General features: G+C 69.2%; 17 protein-coding genes. 11 read left to right on the top strand and 6 right to left on the bottom strand.

Annotated elements, in window-relative coordinates; translation table 11 throughout:
* Positions 1 to 5 precede the first annotated feature (5 nt).
* From DID99_RS09525 to DID99_RS09505, 5 genes are read left to right on the top strand one after another with little or no spacing between them, the layout of a single operon-like run.
* A complete protein-coding gene (locus tag DID99_RS09525; protein WP_044848855.1) occupies positions 6 to 1,016 on the top strand; it encodes an ABC transporter permease subunit in 1,011 nt (336 codons plus the stop codon).
* Between the two features lie 4 nt (positions 1,017 to 1,020).
* A complete protein-coding gene (locus DID99_RS09520) occupies positions 1,021 to 1,938 on the top strand; it encodes an ABC transporter permease subunit (protein ID WP_044848856.1) in 918 nt (305 codons plus the stop codon).
* A gap of 2 nt (positions 1,939 to 1,940) precedes the next feature.
* Positions 1,941 to 2,939 carry an ABC transporter ATP-binding protein gene (locus DID99_RS09515; RefSeq protein WP_044848857.1) on the top strand — a complete coding sequence of 333 codons (999 nt, stop codon included), beginning with the start codon at positions 1,941 to 1,943 and terminating at the stop codon, positions 2,937 to 2,939.
* Entirely contained in the window at positions 2,936 to 3,952 is a 1,017-nt protein-coding gene (locus tag DID99_RS09510; RefSeq protein ID WP_124570738.1) for a peptide ABC transporter ATP-binding protein, read from the top strand. Before DID99_RS09515 ends, DID99_RS09510 begins: the two co-directional genes overlap by 4 nt.
* Positions 3,945 to 5,090, top strand: a complete 1,146-nt coding sequence (locus DID99_RS09505) for a TraB/GumN family protein (RefSeq protein ID WP_124666550.1) — start codon at positions 3,945 to 3,947, stop codon at positions 5,088 to 5,090. Before DID99_RS09510 ends, DID99_RS09505 begins: the two co-directional genes overlap by 8 nt.
* Positions 5,091 to 5,660: 570 nt before the next feature.
* Here the strand turns inward: DID99_RS09505 and pxpA are convergent.
* From pxpA to pxpB, 3 genes are read right to left on the bottom strand one after another with little or no spacing between them, the layout of a single operon-like run.
* Positions 5,661 to 6,425, bottom strand: a complete 765-nt coding sequence (pxpA, locus tag DID99_RS09500) for a 5-oxoprolinase subunit PxpA (RefSeq protein ID WP_124486658.1) — start codon at positions 6,423 to 6,425, stop codon at positions 5,661 to 5,663.
* A gap of 54 nt (positions 6,426 to 6,479) precedes the next feature.
* A complete protein-coding gene (locus DID99_RS09495; RefSeq protein WP_124520540.1) occupies positions 6,480 to 7,547 on the bottom strand; it encodes a biotin-dependent carboxyltransferase family protein in 1,068 nt (355 codons plus the stop codon).
* Positions 7,544 to 8,200, bottom strand: coding sequence for a 5-oxoprolinase subunit PxpB (gene pxpB / locus DID99_RS09490; RefSeq protein ID WP_124570737.1), 657 nt, complete (start codon positions 8,198 to 8,200; stop codon positions 7,544 to 7,546). Before pxpB ends, DID99_RS09495 begins: the two co-directional genes overlap by 4 nt.
* Positions 8,201 to 8,348: 148 nt before the next feature.
* Between pxpB and DID99_RS09485 the strand changes: the two genes are divergently transcribed.
* Positions 8,349 to 8,861 (top strand): winged helix DNA-binding protein, encoded by a 513-nt coding sequence (locus DID99_RS09485; protein WP_059448486.1) that lies wholly within the window; start codon positions 8,349 to 8,351, stop codon positions 8,859 to 8,861.
* A 71-nt stretch (positions 8,862 to 8,932) separates the two neighbouring features.
* On the opposite strand, the gene DID99_RS09480 is transcribed toward DID99_RS09485, so the two are convergent.
* Positions 8,933 to 9,538, bottom strand: coding sequence for a 5-formyltetrahydrofolate cyclo-ligase (locus DID99_RS09480; protein WP_044847864.1), 606 nt, complete (start codon positions 9,536 to 9,538; stop codon positions 8,933 to 8,935).
* 8 nt (positions 9,539 to 9,546) lie between these two features.
* Here DID99_RS09480 and DID99_RS09475 point away from each other — a divergent pair, with 8 nt between their 5' ends.
* The 4 genes from DID99_RS09475 to DID99_RS09460 are packed head-to-tail and all read left to right on the top strand — an operon-like array spanning position 9,547 to position 14,459.
* Positions 9,547 to 11,499 carry a lytic transglycosylase domain-containing protein gene (locus DID99_RS09475; protein ID WP_124486656.1) on the top strand — a complete coding sequence of 651 codons (1,953 nt, stop codon included), beginning with the start codon at positions 9,547 to 9,549 and terminating at the stop codon, positions 11,497 to 11,499.
* A gap of 57 nt (positions 11,500 to 11,556) precedes the next feature.
* The gene (locus DID99_RS09470) at positions 11,557 to 12,519 is read left to right on the top strand and encodes a complex I NDUFA9 subunit family protein (RefSeq protein WP_124520538.1); all 963 of its coding nucleotides are present in this window, start codon (positions 11,557 to 11,559) and stop codon (positions 12,517 to 12,519) included.
* A gap of 54 nt (positions 12,520 to 12,573) precedes the next feature.
* Complete coding sequence (locus tag DID99_RS09465; RefSeq protein ID WP_124486655.1) at positions 12,574 to 13,221, top strand: glutathione S-transferase family protein; 648 nt, start codon at positions 12,574 to 12,576, stop codon at positions 13,219 to 13,221.
* A complete protein-coding gene (locus DID99_RS09460; protein ID WP_124666549.1) occupies positions 13,218 to 14,459 on the top strand; it encodes a multifunctional CCA addition/repair protein in 1,242 nt (413 codons plus the stop codon). The genes DID99_RS09465 and DID99_RS09460 overlap by 4 nt, the downstream gene beginning before the upstream one ends.
* A 90-nt stretch (positions 14,460 to 14,549) precedes the next feature.
* Here DID99_RS09460 and DID99_RS09455 read toward each other — a convergent pair whose 3' ends face one another.
* On the bottom strand, positions 14,550 to 15,362 hold the full coding sequence (locus tag DID99_RS09455) for a helix-turn-helix domain-containing protein (RefSeq protein WP_124486653.1): 813 nt from the start codon (positions 15,360 to 15,362) through the stop codon (positions 14,550 to 14,552).
* 435 nt (positions 15,363 to 15,797) lie between these two features.
* On the opposite strand from DID99_RS09455, the gene DID99_RS09445 reads away from it, so the two are divergent.
* On the top strand, positions 15,798 to 17,648 hold the full coding sequence (locus DID99_RS09445; protein WP_124666548.1) for a M24 family metallopeptidase: 1,851 nt from the start codon (positions 15,798 to 15,800) through the stop codon (positions 17,646 to 17,648).
* A gap of 230 nt (positions 17,649 to 17,878) precedes the next feature.
* Here DID99_RS09445 and DID99_RS09440 read toward each other — a convergent pair whose 3' ends face one another.
* On the bottom strand, positions 17,879 to 18,319 hold the full coding sequence (locus tag DID99_RS09440; RefSeq protein WP_039317824.1) for a flagella synthesis protein FlgN: 441 nt from the start codon (positions 18,317 to 18,319) through the stop codon (positions 17,879 to 17,881).
* Positions 18,320 to 18,402 lie beyond the last annotated feature (83 nt).

Raw genomic sequence — 18,402 nt, 5'->3', positions numbered from 1 at the left:
GCATCATGTTCACATTCGTGTTGCGCCGCGTGGGCATGGTGATCCCGACCTTCATCGGCATCACCATCCTGGCGTTTGCGCTGATTCACCTGATACCGGGCGACCCCATCGAAGTGATGATGGGCGAGCGCGGCGTCGATCCCGCGATGCATGCGGAGGCCATGAAACGCCTCGGGCTCGACCAGCCGCTGCCCCTGCAGTACATCCACTACATCGGCCGGGCGCTGCATGGCGACCTCGGCACGTCGATCATCACCAACACCAGCGTCGCGGGCGAATTCTTCGCGCGCTTCCCGGCGACCGTCGAACTGTCGCTGTGCGCGCTCGTGTTCGCGCTCGCGGTCGGGCTGCCGGCCGGCGTGATCGCCGCGCTGCGGCGCGGCTCGGTCGTCGATCACGGCGTGATGGGCACCGCGCTCACCGGCTACTCGATGCCGATCTTCTGGTGGGGGCTGATCCTCATCATGGTGTTTTCGTCGTACCTCGGCTGGACGCCCGTGTCGGGCCGCATCGCGGTCGAATACGATTTCCCGCATCCGACCGGTTTCATGCTGATCGACGCGCTGCTCGCACCCGACGAAGGCGCGTTCAAATCGGCGGTCAGCCACCTGATCCTGCCGGCGATCGTGCTCGGCACGATCCCGCTCGCGGTGATCGCGCGGATGACGCGCTCGTCGATGCTCGAAGTGCTGCGCGAGGACTACATCCGCACGGCGCGCGCGAAGGGCCTGTCGCCCGTGCGCGTGGTCGTCGTGCATGCGCTGCGCAATGCGCTGATCCCTGTCGTCACCGTGATCGGCCTGCAGATCGGCACGCTGCTGGCCGGCGCCGTGCTGACCGAGACGCTCTTTTCGTGGCCCGGTGTCGGCAAGTGGCTGATCGATGCGATCGGCCGCCGCGACTATCCGGTCGTCCAGGGCGGCATCCTGCTGATCGCGACGCTCGTGATCGTCGTGAACCTGGTCGTCGACCTGCTGTACGGCGTGCTGAATCCGCGCATCCGCCACACGAGGTAATTCCATGAGCAATCTGCAAAACACCCTGCCGAGCGAATCCGCGCCGGCCGGCGGCCGTGCGCTCGCGCTGCGCGAGTTCTGGGCCAACTTCTCGCGCAACCGCGGCGCCGTCGGCGCCGGCATCGTCGTGCTGGTGCTGATCCTCGTCGCGCTGTTCGCGCCGCTGATCGCGCCGCACAGCCCGGTCGAGCAATACCGCGACTACGTGAAGATCCCGCCCGCATGGCTCGCGGGCGGCAACTGGCAGTTCATCCTCGGCACCGACGAAGCGGGCCGCGACATCCTTTCGCGCCTGATGTTCGGCGCGCGCATGTCGTTCTGGATCGGCTTCGTGTCGGTCGTGCTCGCGCTGATCCCCGGCATCGTGCTCGGGCTGATCGCCGCGTTCTTCCAGAAGTGGGCCGACACGCCCGTGATGCGCATCATGGACGTGCTGCTCGCGCTGCCGTCGCTGCTGCTCGCGGTCGCGGTCGTCGCGATCATCGGCCCGGGCCTCACCAACACGATGTTCGCGATCGCGATCGTCGCGCTGCCGGCCTACGTGCGCCTCACGCGCGCATCCGCGCTCGGCGAACTGCAGAAGGAGTACGTGACGGCATCGCGCGTGGCCGGTGCCGGCACGCTGCGCCTGATGTTCTCGCAGGTGCTGCCGAACTGCACGGCGCCGCTGATCGTGCAGGCGACGCTCGGCTTCTCGTCGGCCATCCTCGACGCGGCCGCGCTCGGCTTCCTCGGCCTCGGCGTGCAGCCGCCGACCGCCGAGTGGGGCGCGATGCTCGCGTCCGCGCGCGACTACATCGACAACGCGTGGTGGATCGTGACGATGCCAGGCCTGTCGATCCTGATTTCGGTGCTCGCGATCAACCTGCTCGGCGACGGGCTGCGCGACGCGCTCGATCCCAAACTGAAGCGGATGGCGTGACCATGAGCCAAGATCTACTGACTATCCGCAATCTCGCGGTGAACTTCAACGGCCTGCCCGCGGTCGACCGGATCAACCTGTCGATCGCGCCGGGCGAGGTGGTGGGCGTCGTCGGCGAATCGGGCTCCGGCAAGAGCGTGACGATGATGGCGCTGATGGGCCTGATCGATGCGCCGGGCAAGGTGACGGCCGACGAGGTCACGTTCAACGGTGTGGACCTGCTGAAGGCGTCGCCGAAGGCGCGCCGCAAGATCGTCGGCAAGGACATCGCGATGGTGTTCCAGGATGCGCTGACGAGCCTGAACCCGAGCTACACGGTCGGCTACCAGATCAAGGAAGTGCTGAAGCTGCACGAAGGCCTGCGCGGCGACGCGCTGCACCGGCGCGCGCTCGAGCTGCTCGACCAGGTCGGCATTCCGGATGCGAAGAACCGCATCACGGCGTTCCCGCACCAGATGTCGGGCGGCATGAACCAGCGCGTGATGATCGCGATGGCGGTCGCGTGCAACCCGAAGCTGCTGATCGCCGACGAGCCGACCACCGCGCTCGACGTGACGATCCAGGCGCAGATCATGGACCTGCTCGTGAAGCTGCAGAAGGAGCGCGGGATGGCGCTCGTGCTGATCTCGCACGACCTGGCCGTCGTGTCGGAGGTCGCGCAGCGCGTCGCGGTGATGTATGCGGGCGAAGTCATCGAGACCAATCGCGTGCCGGACATCTTCCGTGCGCCGCATCATCCGTATACCGAAGCGCTGCTCGCGGCGATTCCCGAGCACAATCAGGGGGCGCGTCGCCTTGCCGCATTGCCGGGCATGGTGCCGGGCCGCGATGATCGCCCGTCCGGGTGCCTGTTCGCGCCGCGCTGCAAGTACGTCGTCGACGATTGCCGCAAGGCGCGTCCGGCGCTCGATACGCTGGTGCCGGCCAACGATGCGATGCGCGCGCGCTGCATCAAGCCGCTCAATGTTTCCAACCTCGACCTGACGGGAGGCGCACGATGAATGCAGTCCACGAAACGCCTCGCGTGCCGCACGACGAGGAAGCGGTGCTGGTCGCCGACCGGCTCGCGAAGCACTACACGGTCAAGCGCGGGATGTTCGGGCAGGGCACCGTGAAGGCGCTGAACGGCGTGTCGTTCACGCTCAAGCGCGGCAAGACGCTCGCCGTCGTCGGCGAGTCGGGCTGCGGGAAATCGACGCTCGCGCGCCAGCTCACGATGATCGAGACGCCCACCTCGGGCCACCTGACGATCGACGGCAAGGACGTGGCCGGCGCGAGCCGCGAGACGGTCGCCGACCTGCGCCGCCGCGTACAGATGGTGTTCCAGAACCCGTTCGCGTCGCTGAACCCGCGCAAGACCGTCGAGCAGACGCTCTCCGAGCCGCTCGAGATCAACGCGAACCTGACGGCCGCCGAACGCGCGCAGCGCGTCGCGCAGATCATGCGCACGGTCGGCCTGCGGCCCGAGCACGCGAAGCGTTATCCGCACATGTTCTCGGGCGGCCAGCGCCAGCGGGTCGCGATCGCGCGCGCGATGATCCTCGATCCGCGGATCGTCGTCGCCGACGAACCGGTGTCCGCGCTCGACGTGTCGATCCAGGCGCAGATCCTGAACCTGTTCATGGACCTGCAGGAGCAGTTCAAGACGAGCTACGTGTTCATCTCGCACAACCTGTCGGTGGTCGAGCACGTCGCCGACGACGTGATGGTGATGTACTTCGGCAGCGTCGCCGAGCTCGGCGACAAGGCGACGATCTACGCGCATCCGCGCCATCCGTACACGCGCGCGCTGATGTCGGCGACGCCGGCGATCTTCGAGGAAGACCGCCGCGTGCAGATCAAGCTGCAGGGCGAGCTGCCGTCGCCGCTCAATCCGCCGTCGGGCTGCGCGTTTCACCAGCGCTGCCCGTACGCGGTCGAGCGCTGCCGCGTCGAGGAACCGCAGCTGCGCGACGTCGACGGACGCCGCGTGGCCTGCCATCGCGCCGAGGAGGTAGGGGAGGTGAATGCCTGATGGTTTGGCGGCGCGCGCGCCTGGCGTGCGCCGTTCGGGGGGCGGCCGCGCGCGCGTGATGCGCGCGTGCCGCAACGCACGGCGCTGGAGCGTGCGCACGGTCACGGGCGCGGCGCTGGCCGGCGCGTGCGTGGCGGCCAGCGTGCTGGTCCCGGTCGACGCCGCGCGTGCCGAAAGGCGCGCGCCGGCGAGTTCGCCGATCCATCCGTCGCAGGTTCCGCCGCCCGGCATGAACCTGCCGGGCTTCCACGTGCCGTCCGTGTCGAACGGCACGGTCGCGCGCGGCACGGTGCGCGTGCAGCCCGCGCGCATGCCGTTCTATGTCGCGACCCGGGGCAGGGTCACGCTGTACGTGCTCGGCACGCTGCACACGGGCGACCCGTCCGACTATCCGCCCGCGCAGCCGTTCCGGCCGCGCATCCTCGCGGCGCTCGCCGCGTCGCCGACGCTCGCGCTCGAACTGTCGCCGGATGACCTCCTCGAATCGCAGGACGACGTGTCGAAGTACGGCGTGTGCCGCTACCCGTGCCTGCAGCGCCTGCTGCCCGAGCCGCAGTGGCAGCGCCTCGCGGCGCGCCTGCGCGGCAACCCGGCCGCGCTCGCGGAGATCCGCCGGATGCGGCCGTGGCTCGCGGCGCTGGTCGTCGAAACCTACGACTCGCTGGCGGCCGGCCTGCAGACCGAGTACGGCACCGAGGCGCAGCTGCAGAACGTGTTCCTGAAGAAGAAGGGCGGCCGCGTGATCGGGCTCGAGACGCTCGCCGAGCAGATGCGCGCGTTCACCGGGCTGACGCTCGCCGAGCAGCGCGAGATGCTCGCGCAGGACATGGTGCAGACCCCGGCGCAGAACGCCGACGACATCAAGGCGCTGCACCGGCTGTGGCGAATTGGCGACGCCGACGCGATCTCGGCGTGGGCGGTCGCGAAGAGCGAGCGGCTGGCCCGTTCGAAGGCGCTGTCGGCGTCGATCGACAACAAGATCCTGTACGAGCGCAACCGGCGCTTCGTTGCACGGATGACGGCAATCGCCGCGCCGAACCGGCCGGTATTCGTGGCCATCGGCGCGCTGCATCTGGGCGGCCCGCGCGGCGTGCTCGAATTGTTGCGCCAGCAAGGGTATCAGTTCGACGCGAACTGATGGCGCCGCGCACCGCGCGCCGATCCTCCCCTGTTTGATCGACGAGATGCACGCGCTGCGAGGCGCCCGCGCGGCCACGCGGCTCGATAAGGAAAACCCTCGAATCTTCAGGAAATAGCGTTTAAAACGATTGACATCCGGTTCTGCCAATCTCTATTCTTCATCCCACAAGTTGAAAAAATGAAAAGAATAGATAAGTTCTACGGGGTAGCAGAAAACAAAGCGCGGGGTTAGCGTAGCCGGCACGTATGTAACGTGCCGGCCGCGGAGTGTCTGCATGCACGGCGGGGCCAAACATCGTCGGCACAACAAATGCATGCGACAGACTTGCGGCATAAGCAACGTTCCGTCGTCCGACCGGGGGAAGCAGCAAGCGGGCGGCGGCGGACGTTTTTTGATCCGGAGCATGTTTCCGGTCACCGTCGACAGACGGTTTCGGGGGGCGAATCGACAGACGGCGAAGTCCGCGGCGATTGCGCCAACAGAAAAGCGCCACGAGGGCGCTTTTTTCTTTTGTGGCGGCGGTTTTCGACCTGCGACGGCTGAGCGCTTCGACGACGCGTCACGTCATCATGCGTCTTCGCCGGCCTGCAGCGCGCCGGGCGCGACGACATCGACACCCGCCGCTTCGAGCGCCGCGCGGATCCGCTTCGCGAACGCGAGCGCATGCGGGCCGTCGCCGTGCAGGCAGACCGTTTGCGCGTTGAGCGGCACCCACTCGCCGCTCACTGCCCGCACCTGCCGCTCGCGCACCATGTCGAGCGTGCGCGCGAGCACCGCTTCTTCATCGTCGATCAGCGCGCCGGGCTGGTTGCGCGGCACGAGCGAGCCGTCCGCGCGGTAGCCGCGGTCGGCGAATACTTCCTCCACCGCGGCGAGCCCCGCGTGGCGCGCGGCCGCGACGAACACGCTGTTCGCGAGCCCGAACACGGCCAGCGACGGATCGAAGTCGTGGATCGCGGACACCACCGCGTCGGCGATCAGCGGGTCGCGCGCGGCCTGGTTGTACAGCGCGCCGTGCGGCTTCACGTGCGCGATGCGGCCGCCCTCGGCCTGCGCGATCGCCGACAGCGCGCCGAGCTGGTACAGCACGCCCGCATAGATGTCGCCGGCCGGCAGCTGCATTTCCTTGCGGCCGAAATTCTCCGGGTCGTGAAAGCTCGGGTGCGCGCCGATCGACACGCCTTTCTGCACGGCCCAGCGCACGCAGTCGCGCATCGCATTGGCGCCGCCTGCATGCCAGCCGCACGCGATGTTCGCCGACGTGACGAGGTCGAGCAGCGCCTCGTCCGATCCGCATCCTTCACCGAGATCGGCATTCAGATCGATTTCCATGATGTTCCTCGTCCACGGGTGCGTGGCGCGTCCTTCGTCCTGCTTCCGTCATTGTCACGCTGCGCGCGATTGCGCGCGGCGGCGCGTTTCCTCGCGCATCTCGATCGCGACGTCGATCTGGCGCAGATAGGCACGTTCTGCGACCAGGGCGGCGCGCGCGGCGTCGGGTGTCGTGCGCACGAAGCGGATCGGCAGGTTGAGCCGCGCCTGTGCGAGTTTCCAGAGATCCGCGCGGATCACCGTGCCGATCTTCGGATAGCCGCCGGTGGTCTGCGCATCGTGCATCAGCACGATCGGCTGGCCGTTCGGCGGCACCTGGATCGTGCCGGGCAGCACCGCGTGCGACAGCAGCTCGACCGGCCGCTCGCGCACCAGTTCGGCGCCGGCGAGACGATAGCCCATCCGGTTGCTGTTCGCGGTGACGAGCCATTCCTCGTCCCAGAACGCCTGCTGCGAATCGGCCGCGAACGACGCGTAGTCGGGGCCCGGCAGCACGCGCACGGGCATCGCCCACGGCGCATGCGCGGGCCGGTGGCGGCGCGGCGGTTCGTCGACGCGCACGAACGCGCACCACGCGGGCGCCTTCACGCCGAATTCGGGCGCGTCGGCCGCGAGGCAGCCGGCGCCGGCCGGCGGCACGCCGACCGGCAGCCGGTCGCCGTCGCGCAGCGCGCGGCCGCCGAGGCCGCCGAAGCGCGACGCGAGATCGGTGCTGCGCGAGCCGAGCATCGGCAGTACGTCGATGCCGCCCGCGATGCACAGGTAGCCGCGCATGCCGCGTTTCGCGGCCGGCAGCACGAGCGTCTGCCCGGCGTCGACCGGCAGGCTCCACCAGGAATACACGGGCCGGCCGTCGAGCGTCGCGCCGAATTCGGTGCCGGTGATCGCGATGCGCGTCGCGCGCGTGAAGCGGAACGCGGCCGGCCCGATCGTGATTTCGACGGCCGCCGCGTCGGGGCGGTTGCCGACCAGCCGGTTGCCGACCTCGAGCGCGAGGCCGTCGAGCGCGCCGCCCTGCGCGACGCCGAGATGGCGTGTGCCGCGGCGGCCGAGATCCTGCACGGTCGACAGCGGGCCGGCGCGGACGACCTCGATCGTGCCCGGTGCGGTGTTCTGGCTCATGTCGCGTCGACTCCGGCAATGGTGAAGCGCACGCGGTCGCCGGGCAGCAGCAGCGTCGGCTGCGGCCGCGCCGGGTCGAACAGCACGTGCGACGTGCGGCCGATCAGTTGCCAGCCGCCGGGCGACGTGGCCGGATAGATGCCCGTCTGCGCGCCGCCGATGCCGACCGAGCCGGCCGGCACCTCGAGGCGCGGGGCCGCGCGGCGCGGCGTGTGCAGCGACGCATCGAGGCCGCCGAGATACGCGAAGCCCGGCTGGAAGCCGACGAAGAACACGACGTAGGCGCCGGCCGCGTGGCGCGCGACGACTTCGTCGGCCGGCAGCCCGGTGTGCGCGGCGACGGCCGCGAGGTCGGGACCGGCGGCACCGCCGTATTCGACCGGGATGTCGATTTCCCGGCCGTCCGCGTGCTCGACGTCGGCGGTTTCCCACGCGTCGCGCAGCGCCGGCGTGAGCGAGTCGGCCGTCGTGGCGAGCGCGTCGAACACGATCGTCAGGTTGTTCATGCCCGGCACGACGTCGATCACGTCGGGCCACGCGCGCGCGACCTCGGCGACGGCCCAGACGCGGCGCTGGCAATCGAGCGTGGCGGGCGGCGGTACCTCGCAGACGAGGGCGGCATCGCCGAGCGGATAAATGCGGGGTTGCGTCATCGGACTGGCACGGTTCGGACGGCAATGTTAGCGCACATTGTCAATAAAATATCGACAACTTCCCAATAAGCGTTTTCGCCTAGCCCGTATGTCCGGGCTTCTGGCGTACACTCGGCACACCCTGTCATCCGGCTTGCTCCGCCTTTCCATGAAGCGTCCTGCGACCAAGATCGTGTCATCCGAACACCTCGTTTCCGATTCGAGCGCGGAGCTGTCGGAACTCGAATACGGGCTCATCATGGCCGGCAACGCATTCAACCGCTGGATGGTGCGCTGCATGTCGGCCGCGGGCGCGAAGGACATGACGGCGGTCGAGGTGTCGCTGCTGCATCACGTGAGCCACCGCGAACGCAAGAAGAAGCTCGCCGACATCTGCTTCGTGCTCAATATCGAGGATACGCACGTCGCGACCTATGCGCTGAAAAAACTGATCGCGCGCGGCTATGTGAAGAGCGAGAAGAGCGGCAAGGAGGTGTTCTTCTTCGCGACCGAGGCGGGCCGCGAGCTGTGCCTGAAGTATCGGGAGGTGCGCGAGCACTGCCTGATCGAGACGCTCAAGGACAGCGGCCTCACCAACGAGCAGATCGGCGACGCGGCGCAGTTGCTGCGCCACGCATCGGGCCTCTACGACACGGCCGCGCGCGCGGCGGCGTCGCTGTAAACGATTGCGGACGGGAGGGTGAGCGCGGTGACGCGCGGCATGCCGCTCACGCAGCAGCGCGCGCCGCTTCATCAGGCGGCCGGGTAAAGCGCGCCGTCGGTCACGATCCAGCGCATCGCGAGATCGTGCGCCTCGGCTGGCAGCGCATCGACGCGGCACGCTTCATACGCGATGCCGACCGTCACCGGCAGCGTGTCGCCGGGCCACACCGCGAGCGTGCGGTCGTAGTAGCCGCCGCCGTAGCCGAGCCGGTAGCGCTGCAGATCGAATCCCACGCACGGAATCAGCAGCAGGTCGGGCACGACGACGACGCCCGACGCCGGTTCCGGAATCCGGTGATGGCCTTCGCGCATCGGCGTATCCGCATCCCACGCATGGAACGCGAGCGGCGTGTGACGCTCTCCGATCACCGGCAGCGCGGCGCGGCGGCCCGTGCCGGCCGCGGCCCACGCGAGCACCGCGTCGCGCGCGTCGAATTCGCCCGGCAGCGGCCAGTAGAAGCCGACCGTCGCGGGCGCGAGGCGCTCGAGCAACAGGCGCAGCCGCGCGTCGAGCGCGGCGTTCGCGGCGGGCTGCGATGCGGCGTCGCGACGCGCGCCGGACAGCGTTTTGCGCAGTGCAACCTTCGGGTTCGGCACAGGGTTGCATGCTATGCTTTCGCTCACTTCGTGCTCCATTCATAATGATGTCGAACAGCCTTTTCCGAGTATATCGCGCGGTCGCGCTCACGCTTTCGGCCGCCGCGCTCGTCGCGGGCACGGCCGCGTGCGCCGCACCGGGCGACGACACGCTCGCCGGGGACGACCAGATCTTCGTGCAGCTGCGCGAAGCCGCGCGCCGCAACGACGCCGCGAAGGCCGCGCAGCTCGCGTCGATGATCCCGAACTATCCGGTCCCGTCCTACGTCGAGTATTTCCAGATCAAGCCGCAGCTGTTCGATTCGACCGGCCGCGCACGTGTCGACGCACCGGACGCACCGGTGCAGTCGTTCCTGCAGCGCTACGACGGCCAGGCGATCGCCGACCGCCTGCGCAACGACTACCTGCTCGTGCTCGGCGCGCGTCACGACTGGCGCAACTTCGACGACCAGTACAAGCGCTTCGTGCTCGACGACGACACGCAGGTCAAGTGCTACGCGCTCGAATCGCGCGCGGCGCGCGGCGAGAACGTCGCCGAGGCGGCGCGTGCGCTGCTCGTCGAGCCGAAATACTACGGCGACGCCTGTGTCGACCTGATTACGGCGCTCACCGTCAACCAGCAGTTCACGAGCGACGACGTGTGGCAGCAGGCGCGTCTCGCGTACGAGCAGAACTACACGACGCTCGGCGGCAAGATCGTCGACGCGCTCGGCGCGCGCCCGGTCGGTTTCGACCAGGCGACCAGCGCGCCGCCGCTGTACCTCGCGCGCGGCGTCGGCCCCGACGCGGCCTCGCACCAGCTCGCGCTGATCGCGCTCGGCCGCATGGCGCGCAACGATCCGGACGCGGCCGCCGGGATGCTGACGTCGATCGCCGGCTCGCTGACGAAGCAGGAGCAGGCGATCGCGTGGGGCGCGATCGGCTACCAGGGCGCGATCAAGCGCTCGGCGCTCGCGTCGGTCTGGTATGCGAAATCCGCGAACGCGCCGCTGTCGAACCCGGGCTACGAATGGCGCACGCGCGCCGCGCTGCTCGCAGGCAACTGGCCGATGGTGCGCTGGTCGATCGAACAGATGCCGCCGTCGCTGCGCGACGATCCGGCATGGATCTACTGGCATGCGCGCGCGCTCAAGCAGAGCGGCGACACGCTGCAGGCGAACCAGGAATTCGAGCAGGTCGCGGGCCAGTACAACTTCTACGGGCAGCTCGCCGGCGAAGAGCTCGGCCAGCGCACGTCGATCCCGCCGCGCACGAAGGTGAGCGATGGCGACATCGACGCGATGAGCAAGATCCCGGGCTTCGCGCTCGCGCAACGCTTCTACGGGCTGAACCTGCGTCTCGAAGGCAACCGCGAATGGAACTGGCCGCTGCGCGGGATGACCGATCGCCAGCTGCTCGCGGCCGCCGAATACGGCAAGCGCATCGACCTGCTCGACCGCACCGTCAACACGGCCGACCGCACGAAGGCCGAGCACGACTTCACGCTGCGCTACCCGTCGCCGTACCGTGACATCGTCGAGCGCTACGCGCAGTCGTCGGGCCTCGACATCGAATGGGCATACGGGCTGATCCGCCAGGAGTCGCGCTTCATCACGAACGCGCGTTCGTCGGTCGGCGCGGGCGGCCTGATGCAGCTGATGCCGGCCACCGCGCAGCTCGTCGCGAAGAAGCTCGGGATGGGCACGATCACGCGTGCGCAGATGCACGACATCAATACCAACATCCAGCTCGGCACCTGGTATCTGGCGGACATCTACAACAACTTCGACAGCTCGCCGGTGCTGGCAACCGCCGGCTACAACGCGGGCCCGGGCCGGCCGCGCCAGTGGCGCCAGGTGTTGACGCAGCCGGTCGAAGGCGCGATCTTCGCGGAGACGATTCCGTTCAACGAGACGCGCGACTACGTGAAGAACGTGCTGTCGAACACCGTCTACTACGCGGCGCTCTTCGAGGGCAAACCGCAGTCGTTGAAGAAACGCCTAGGCATGATCTCGCCCTGATCCGCAATCTTCACACTGCCGCGCGAGACGCGGCAGTGTTCTTTTGAGGACCCGAACATGGATCGCCAGACCGTCGCGCTGCTGGGCGGCACCGGCTTCATCGGCAGCCGGCTCGTCAACGCGCTGATCGACGCCGGCAAGCAGGTGCGGATCGGCACGCGGCGGCGCGAGCACGCACGCCACCTGCAGATGCTGCCGGTCGAGATCGTCGAGCTCGACGCGCTCGATACGCGCACGCTCGCCCGGTTCGTCGCCGGCGCGCATGCGGCCGTCAATCTCGTCGGCGTGCTGCACGGCGGCCGTGGCACGCCGTACGGGCCCGGGTTCGAGCGCGCGCACGTCGCGCTGCCGGCCGCGCTGGCCGCCGCGTGCGTCGAAGTCGGCGTGCGGCGCGTGCTGCACATGAGCGCGCTCGGCGCCGATTCGCACGGCCCGAGCATGTACCAGCGCTCGAAGGGCGACGGCGAGGCCGCGCTGCATGCGGTCGCGGCGACCGATTCGCTCACGCTGACGATCTTCCGCCCGTCGGTCGTCTTCGGCCCCGGCGACGCATTCCTGAACACGTTCGCGAACCTGCAGCGCACGCTGCCGGTGCTGCCGCTCGCGATGCCCGATGCGCGCTTCCAGCCGGTGTTCGTCGGCGACGTCGTGCGCGCGTTCGTCAACACGCTCGATCTCGCGGCCGCGCACGGCAAGACCTACGAACTCGGCGGCCCGACCGTCTATACGCTCGAGCAGCTGGTGCGCTATTGCGGCACGCTGGTCGGCAGGCAGGCACGCATCGTGCGGCTGCCCGACGCGCTCGCGCGGCTGCAGGCGAGCGTGTTCGAATGCCTGCCCGGCGAGCCGGTGATCACGCGCGACAATCTCGCGTCGATGTCGGTGCCGAACGTGCTGTCCGGGCCGCTCGCACCGGAACTCGGGATCTCGCCCGCGAGTCTCGAGAGTATCGCGCCCGCGTATCTCGGCCATGCCGCGCGGCGCTCCCGCTTCGACTGGTTCCGCTCGCGCCGCCGCTAGGCGCCGCGGACCGTCGCTTCCGTCATTCACTTTCGCGCTTTCCGGAACACCGCCATGAAACTCGTCATTGGAGACAAGAACTACTCGTCGTGGTCGATGCGGCCGTGGCTGCTGCTCGCGCATTTCGGCATCCCGTTCGACGAGATCGTGATCGAGCTGCGCCGCGACGACACGGCCGCGCGCATCCGCGAGTATTCGCCGACCGGCAAGGTGCCGTGCCTGATCGACGACCACGGCGTCGCGATCTGGGATTCGCTCGCGATCGCCGAGACGCTCGCCGAGCGCTATCCGCAGTTCCCGATGTGGCCGGCCGATCCGCTCGATCGCGCGCATGCGCGCTGCATCTCGGCCGAGATGCATTCGGGCTTCGCCGCGCTGCGCACGCAGATGGGAATGAGCGTGCGCGCGTCGATGCCGGGGCGCGGCGCGACGCCCGAGGCGCTCGCCGACGTCGCGCGCATCGACGCGCTGTGGAGCGCGTGCATCGAGGCCTCGGGCGGCCCGTTCCTGTTCGGCGAATTCGGCATCGCCGATGCGATGTATGCGCCCGTCGTGATGCGCTTCAACACGTATGCGCCGGCGCTGTCGCCGGAAGCGGCCGGGTATGCGGCGCGCGTGACGGCACTGCCGGCGGTGCAGCGCTGGATCGATGGCGCGCGCCGCGAAACCAACGTGATCGCCGAATACGAACCGACGCCATGAACATCTACGCAGTAGGCGGAGCGATCCGCGACGAATTGCTCGGCGTGCCGGTGCAGGACCGCGACTACGTGGTGGTGGGCGCGACGCCCGAGCAGATGGCCGCGCAGGGCTTCCGGCCGGTCGGCAAGGATTTCCCCGTGTTCCTGCATCCGGACACGCAGGAGGAATACGCGCTCGCGCGCACCGAGCGCAAGACGGCGGCCGGCTATCACGGCTTCCAGTTCTACTATGCGCCGGACGTGACGCTCGAAGAGGACCTCGCGCGGCGTGACCTGACGATCAACGCGATGGCGCGCGAAGTGAGCCCGGAGGGCGCGCTGGTCGGCCCGGTGATCGATCCGTTCGACGGGCAGGCCGACCTGCGCGCACGCGTGTTCCGGCATGTCGGCGACGCGTTCGTCGAGGATCCGGTGCGGATCCTGCGGATCGCGCGCTTTGCCGCGCGCTTCGCCGATTTCACGGTCGCGGACGACACGCTCGCGCTGATGCGGCGGATGGTCGACGCGGGCGAAGCGGATGCGCTGGTGCCCGAGCGCGTGTGGCAGGAGATCGCGCGCGGGCTGATGGAGGCGAAACCGTCGCGGATGTTCGCGGTGCTGCGCGAGTGCGGCGCGCTCGCGCGCATCCTGCCCGAGGTCGACGCGCTGTGGGGCGTGCCGCAGCGCGCCGACTATCACCCGGAAGTCGACACCGGCGTGCACGTGATGATGGTCGTCGACTACGCGGCGAAGCAGGGCTATTCGCTGCCGGTGCGCTTCGCGGCGCTCACGCACGATCTCGGCAAGGCGACGACGCCCGCCGACGTGCTGCCGCGCCATGTCGGCCACGAAGGCCGCAGCGTCGACCTCATCAAGCCGCTGTGCGAGCGGCTGCGCGTGCCGAACGATTGCCGCGATCTCGCGCTGGTGGTCGCGCGCGAGCACGGCAACCTGCATCGCGTGATGGAAATGGGCGCGGCCGCGCTGGTGCGTTTCTTCGAGCGCAGCGACGCGCTGCGCAAGCCGGCGCGCTTCGCGGAGATGCTGCAGGCGTGCGAAGCGGATGCGCGCGGCCGGCTCGGGCTCGACACGCAGCCGTATCCGCAGGCCGAGCGGCTGCGCGTGGCGCTGGTGGCGGCGCGCAGCGTCGACGCGGGCGCGATCGCGCGCGGCGTCGGCAACGATGCGATGCAGATCAAGGACGCCGTGCATCGCGCGCGGGTCGAGGCCGTCAAGCAGGCGCTGGCGATCGCGGAATAGGCGGGGGAATCGGGTTGCGAATCAGGCCGTGAATCGATTCCGCAAATCGTGCGGACCGTGCCGAGCGGTGCGCCGCCCGGCCGCCAGCCGTCATTTCTTCATGCGCTTGGCGGTGCGGCGCGCCGGCGTGGCGGCAGCCGGACGTTTGCCGGTGGCCGCGCGGGACTTCCCGGCAGCCGTCTTGGCCGCGGCGCCGGCCGGCTTGTCGGCGGGCTGCGCGGCGTCCGCGTCGCGCTCCCGCTTCGGTGACGGTTCGCGGCGGCTCACGCGCGGCTCGCCCGGCGTCGCGCCGGCATCGCGCGCGAGCAGCCTGATTTTCATCGCGGCGGACCCCAACTCGGCGCAGTTGTCGTCGAAGAGGGGCAGCGTGCCGACCGCGATCAGCTCCGCGGGCCCGTCGCCGACGTTCGCGACGCGATGGCGCTTCCTCGCGTCGAAGTGCAGCGAATCACCGGGCGACAGCGGGTAATCCTTCTTGCCGATCGTGTAGCAGAGCCGGCCGGTCAGCACGTACACGAACTCGTCGCCGCCGTGCGCGACCCATTCCGACCGGTAGCCCTCCATCATCCGGACCTTGAGCGCGTTGATCTGGCTGCCGTCGAAGGTGGTGGACAGCCGCTCGTACCACTGCGACGCGGCGTCGACCGCGTACGGTTCGCGGCGGCCCGCGTGCGAGTCGGGCTGCGCCTGGCGCGGCTGGTCGATCAGCGTGCCGAGCGGTACGTCGAGCGCTTTCGCGACGTTGACCAGCGATGACAGCGAGATACCGGTCAGATGGCGCTCGACCTGCGACAGGAACCCGACCGACAGGTTCGCTTCGGTCGCGACTTCCAGCAGCGTTTTCTTCGCTTCCCGGCGCAGGCGGCGAATGCGCTGGCCGATACGCATGATGTCTGAATCCATGGATCTCTTTCGTGGCAACGAGTCGGGAGGCGAGCGAGGGGGGCGGTGCAGTCGCCGGACGTTGCCGTTCCGCGAATCGCACGAAGCACGGCCGTCGGGACGACGATGCGGGCGCATTGTACCGTGCAGTCGCGCCGGTCCGCCGCCACGCCGCGCACGGCGGTGCCGCCGTCGCGCACCGCACGCATCGGCAATTTTAGCCCTACGAAAATTTTAGCTTGACCTCAATTTCACCGTGCTCTAGATTCTGTCGCACGCATCAAACAAAGTTAAGTGAGACAAAAATTTCCCCGAAAGCCTGCCGCTGGAACGGCGCCACGGCCCGGCTGCCCGCCGGGCGGCGCGTCGTCCGCGCGCGGGCAGCGTGCCGGGTGAGGCGTGCGCCATGCCGCGTGACGCCGCCGGCCGCCGACAACAATCCATAACGGGTATCCGATGATCGATCGACTGAAATACAGCTTCTCCGGCCTTCCCCCGTACGACGCGTCCGTCGCCGACACGCAGGCCGGCCTGTCGCGCCTGCTCGACGCCGCCCGGCTCGACGCGGTCGTGGTCACGTCGCAGGACGAGTACATCACCGAATACCTGCCGCGCCGCAACAACCCGCGCTATGCGCTGTCGGGTTTCGACGGCTCGGCCGGCTGCGGCATCTTCCTGAGCGCGGCGACCGCCGAGGCGCTCGGCGTGCCGCCGTTCGTGCTGTTCGTCGACGGCCGCTATCACCTGCAGGCCGAACGGCAGTGCGACCCGGCGCGCGTGCGCATCGAGAAGCTCGGCATGAACGTGACGATCTGGCAGGCGCTGGCCGACTGGCTGCTCGCGCACGCGAGCCGGCTCGCGCGGGTCGGCTACGACGCGCTGCGGATCAGCGTCGCGCAGCGCGACCGGCTGGTCGAGCAGACGCAGGCGGCATCGCTCGACTGGACGAGCCTCGTCGAGCGCGAGATCGACCGCGCGATCGCGCTGCCGGGCTGGGTGGTCGAGCGGCCGATCTTCGAACTGCCGGACGCGATGACCGGCGCGAGCGTCGCGCAGAACCTCGACGCGCTGAACCGGCAACTCGCCGCACACACCGGCGCTGCGCCCGGCACGACCGCGTTCTTCACGTGCGCGTCGGACGACCTCGCGTACCTGCTGAACAGCCGCGGCTATCACATCCCGAATGCGTCGTCGCACCTGGGCTTCCTGTTCGCTATCGGCGAGCAGGTCGCGCTGTTCCTGCCGGAGGGTTGCGACCGCTGCCCGGTCGAACTGGCGTCGTATCCGGCGCTGCACGTGATCCGGCGCGACTTCGCCGAACTCGAGCGCTTCCTCGCGCGGTTCGCGGTCGAGCACGTGTGTTACGGCTTCGAGTCGGTCAACTGCGCGCTCGTCGAGTCGGTGCGCCGCGTGTGGCCGCACGCGCGGCACGCCGACTTCAACCCGGTCGAGGCGCTGCGCGCCGGCAAGACGCCGGCGGTGCTCGACCGGTTCCGCGACGCGTTCGCGCGCAGTTCGGCGGCGATCGCCGAAACGATGCGCTGGGCGAAGGCCGGCGAGCCGGGGCAGCGCCATACCGAGTACGACCTGGCCCGCACGATCAACGACGCGTACGGCGCCCGCTCGGCGGTCGCGCTGACCTTCCCGTCGATCGCGGCGAACGGCGCGAACAGCGCGTTCGCGCACTACACGGCGGCGAGCGCCGACGTCGAGCTGACCGAAGGCGAACTCGTGCTGCTCGACAGCGGCGCGTATTACGACGCCGGTTTCGCGACGGACTGCACGCGCGTCGTGCTGCGCCGCACGCGGCCGGAGACGGTCGCGCAGCCGTGGCAGCGCGAGATCTACACGGTCGCGCTGAAGGCCTGCATCAAGGGGCTCGTCACGCGCTTCCCGAAGACGGCGACGGGAGGCGACGTCGACGCGGCGGTGCGCCAGGTGTGCCGCGACCACGGCTACGATTTCGGTCACGGCACCGGGCACGGTGTTGGGATCCACGTGCACGAGGGCGGCGTGCGGTTCGCGCCGGGCGCGCGGTACGGGCTGGTGCCGAACGCGGTGATTTCGGTCGAGCCGGGCATTTACGTGGCGGGCAAGGGCGGCGTGCGGATCGAGAACATCGTGATCGTGCGCGCGGACGACGACGCATCGGACACCGTCGCGTTCGAGAACATCGTCACGGTCGGCTACGACTGGGACCTGATCGACGTCGAACTGCTGAACGACGACGAGCGCGCGTACCTGCGCGACTACGAACGGCTTTGCGTGGAACGCGGCACGCAGGTCACTGCGTGTCCGCTGCTGTAAGGCGGGGAAGGGGCGCGCGGCCGCAGGCGGGCCGCGCGATGCACGCGCGGCGCGTCGATGCGCCGGCGTGATCGGCCCGTCGGGAATCCGTACGTCAGTGAAACGGTACGTCAGGGAATCGGTACGTCAGGGAATCGGTACGTCAGGGAATCGGTACGTCAGGGAATCGGTACGTCAGGGAATCGGTGCGTCAGGGAATCAGTACGTCGGAGAATCAGTACGTCGGAGAATCAGCGCATCAGCGCCGATACCCGCCCGTCGGGCCCGTAGACGCCGGCCGGCGCGGGCGCCGAGCGCAGCACCGCGAGCGCGCGCTCGTTGTAGTCCATCCGGATCCGGATCAGCATCCCGTTGGTCGCATTGGCCTGGCGCGCGCGTTCGGCGGCCTGCAGCAGCAACTGCCAGCGGCCGGCGAGGCGTGCGTCGCGCTCGGCGGCCTGGTCCATCCCTTTCTTGCCGGCCGGAAAGCCGAGCGCTGACAGCTGCGTGTCGCGCGTGCGCTCGAGCTGCGCGAGCCGGTCGATCAGCGCGCTCTTCTTCTCGACGATGCCGGGCAGCATTTCAAGCGGCTCCGGCGTCGTCAGCGCCTTTTCCTCGTAGGCGAGCAGGGACGCGAACGCTTCGACCGTCGCGTGTTCGTCGTTGACCGTGGCCAGCAGCTCTTCTCTCATCGCGTCATGCTCGTCGCGCCGGCACGCGGGGCCGCATGCCGGCAAACCAGGGGACCGGTCAGGGCGTGACGGGCCCCGGGCCG

It is taken from the genome of Burkholderia sp. Bp8986 (assembly GCF_003854225.1).
GTDB lineage: Bacteria > Pseudomonadota > Gammaproteobacteria > Burkholderiales > Burkholderiaceae > Burkholderia.
This window is presented reverse-complemented; position numbering and strand designations above follow the sequence as displayed.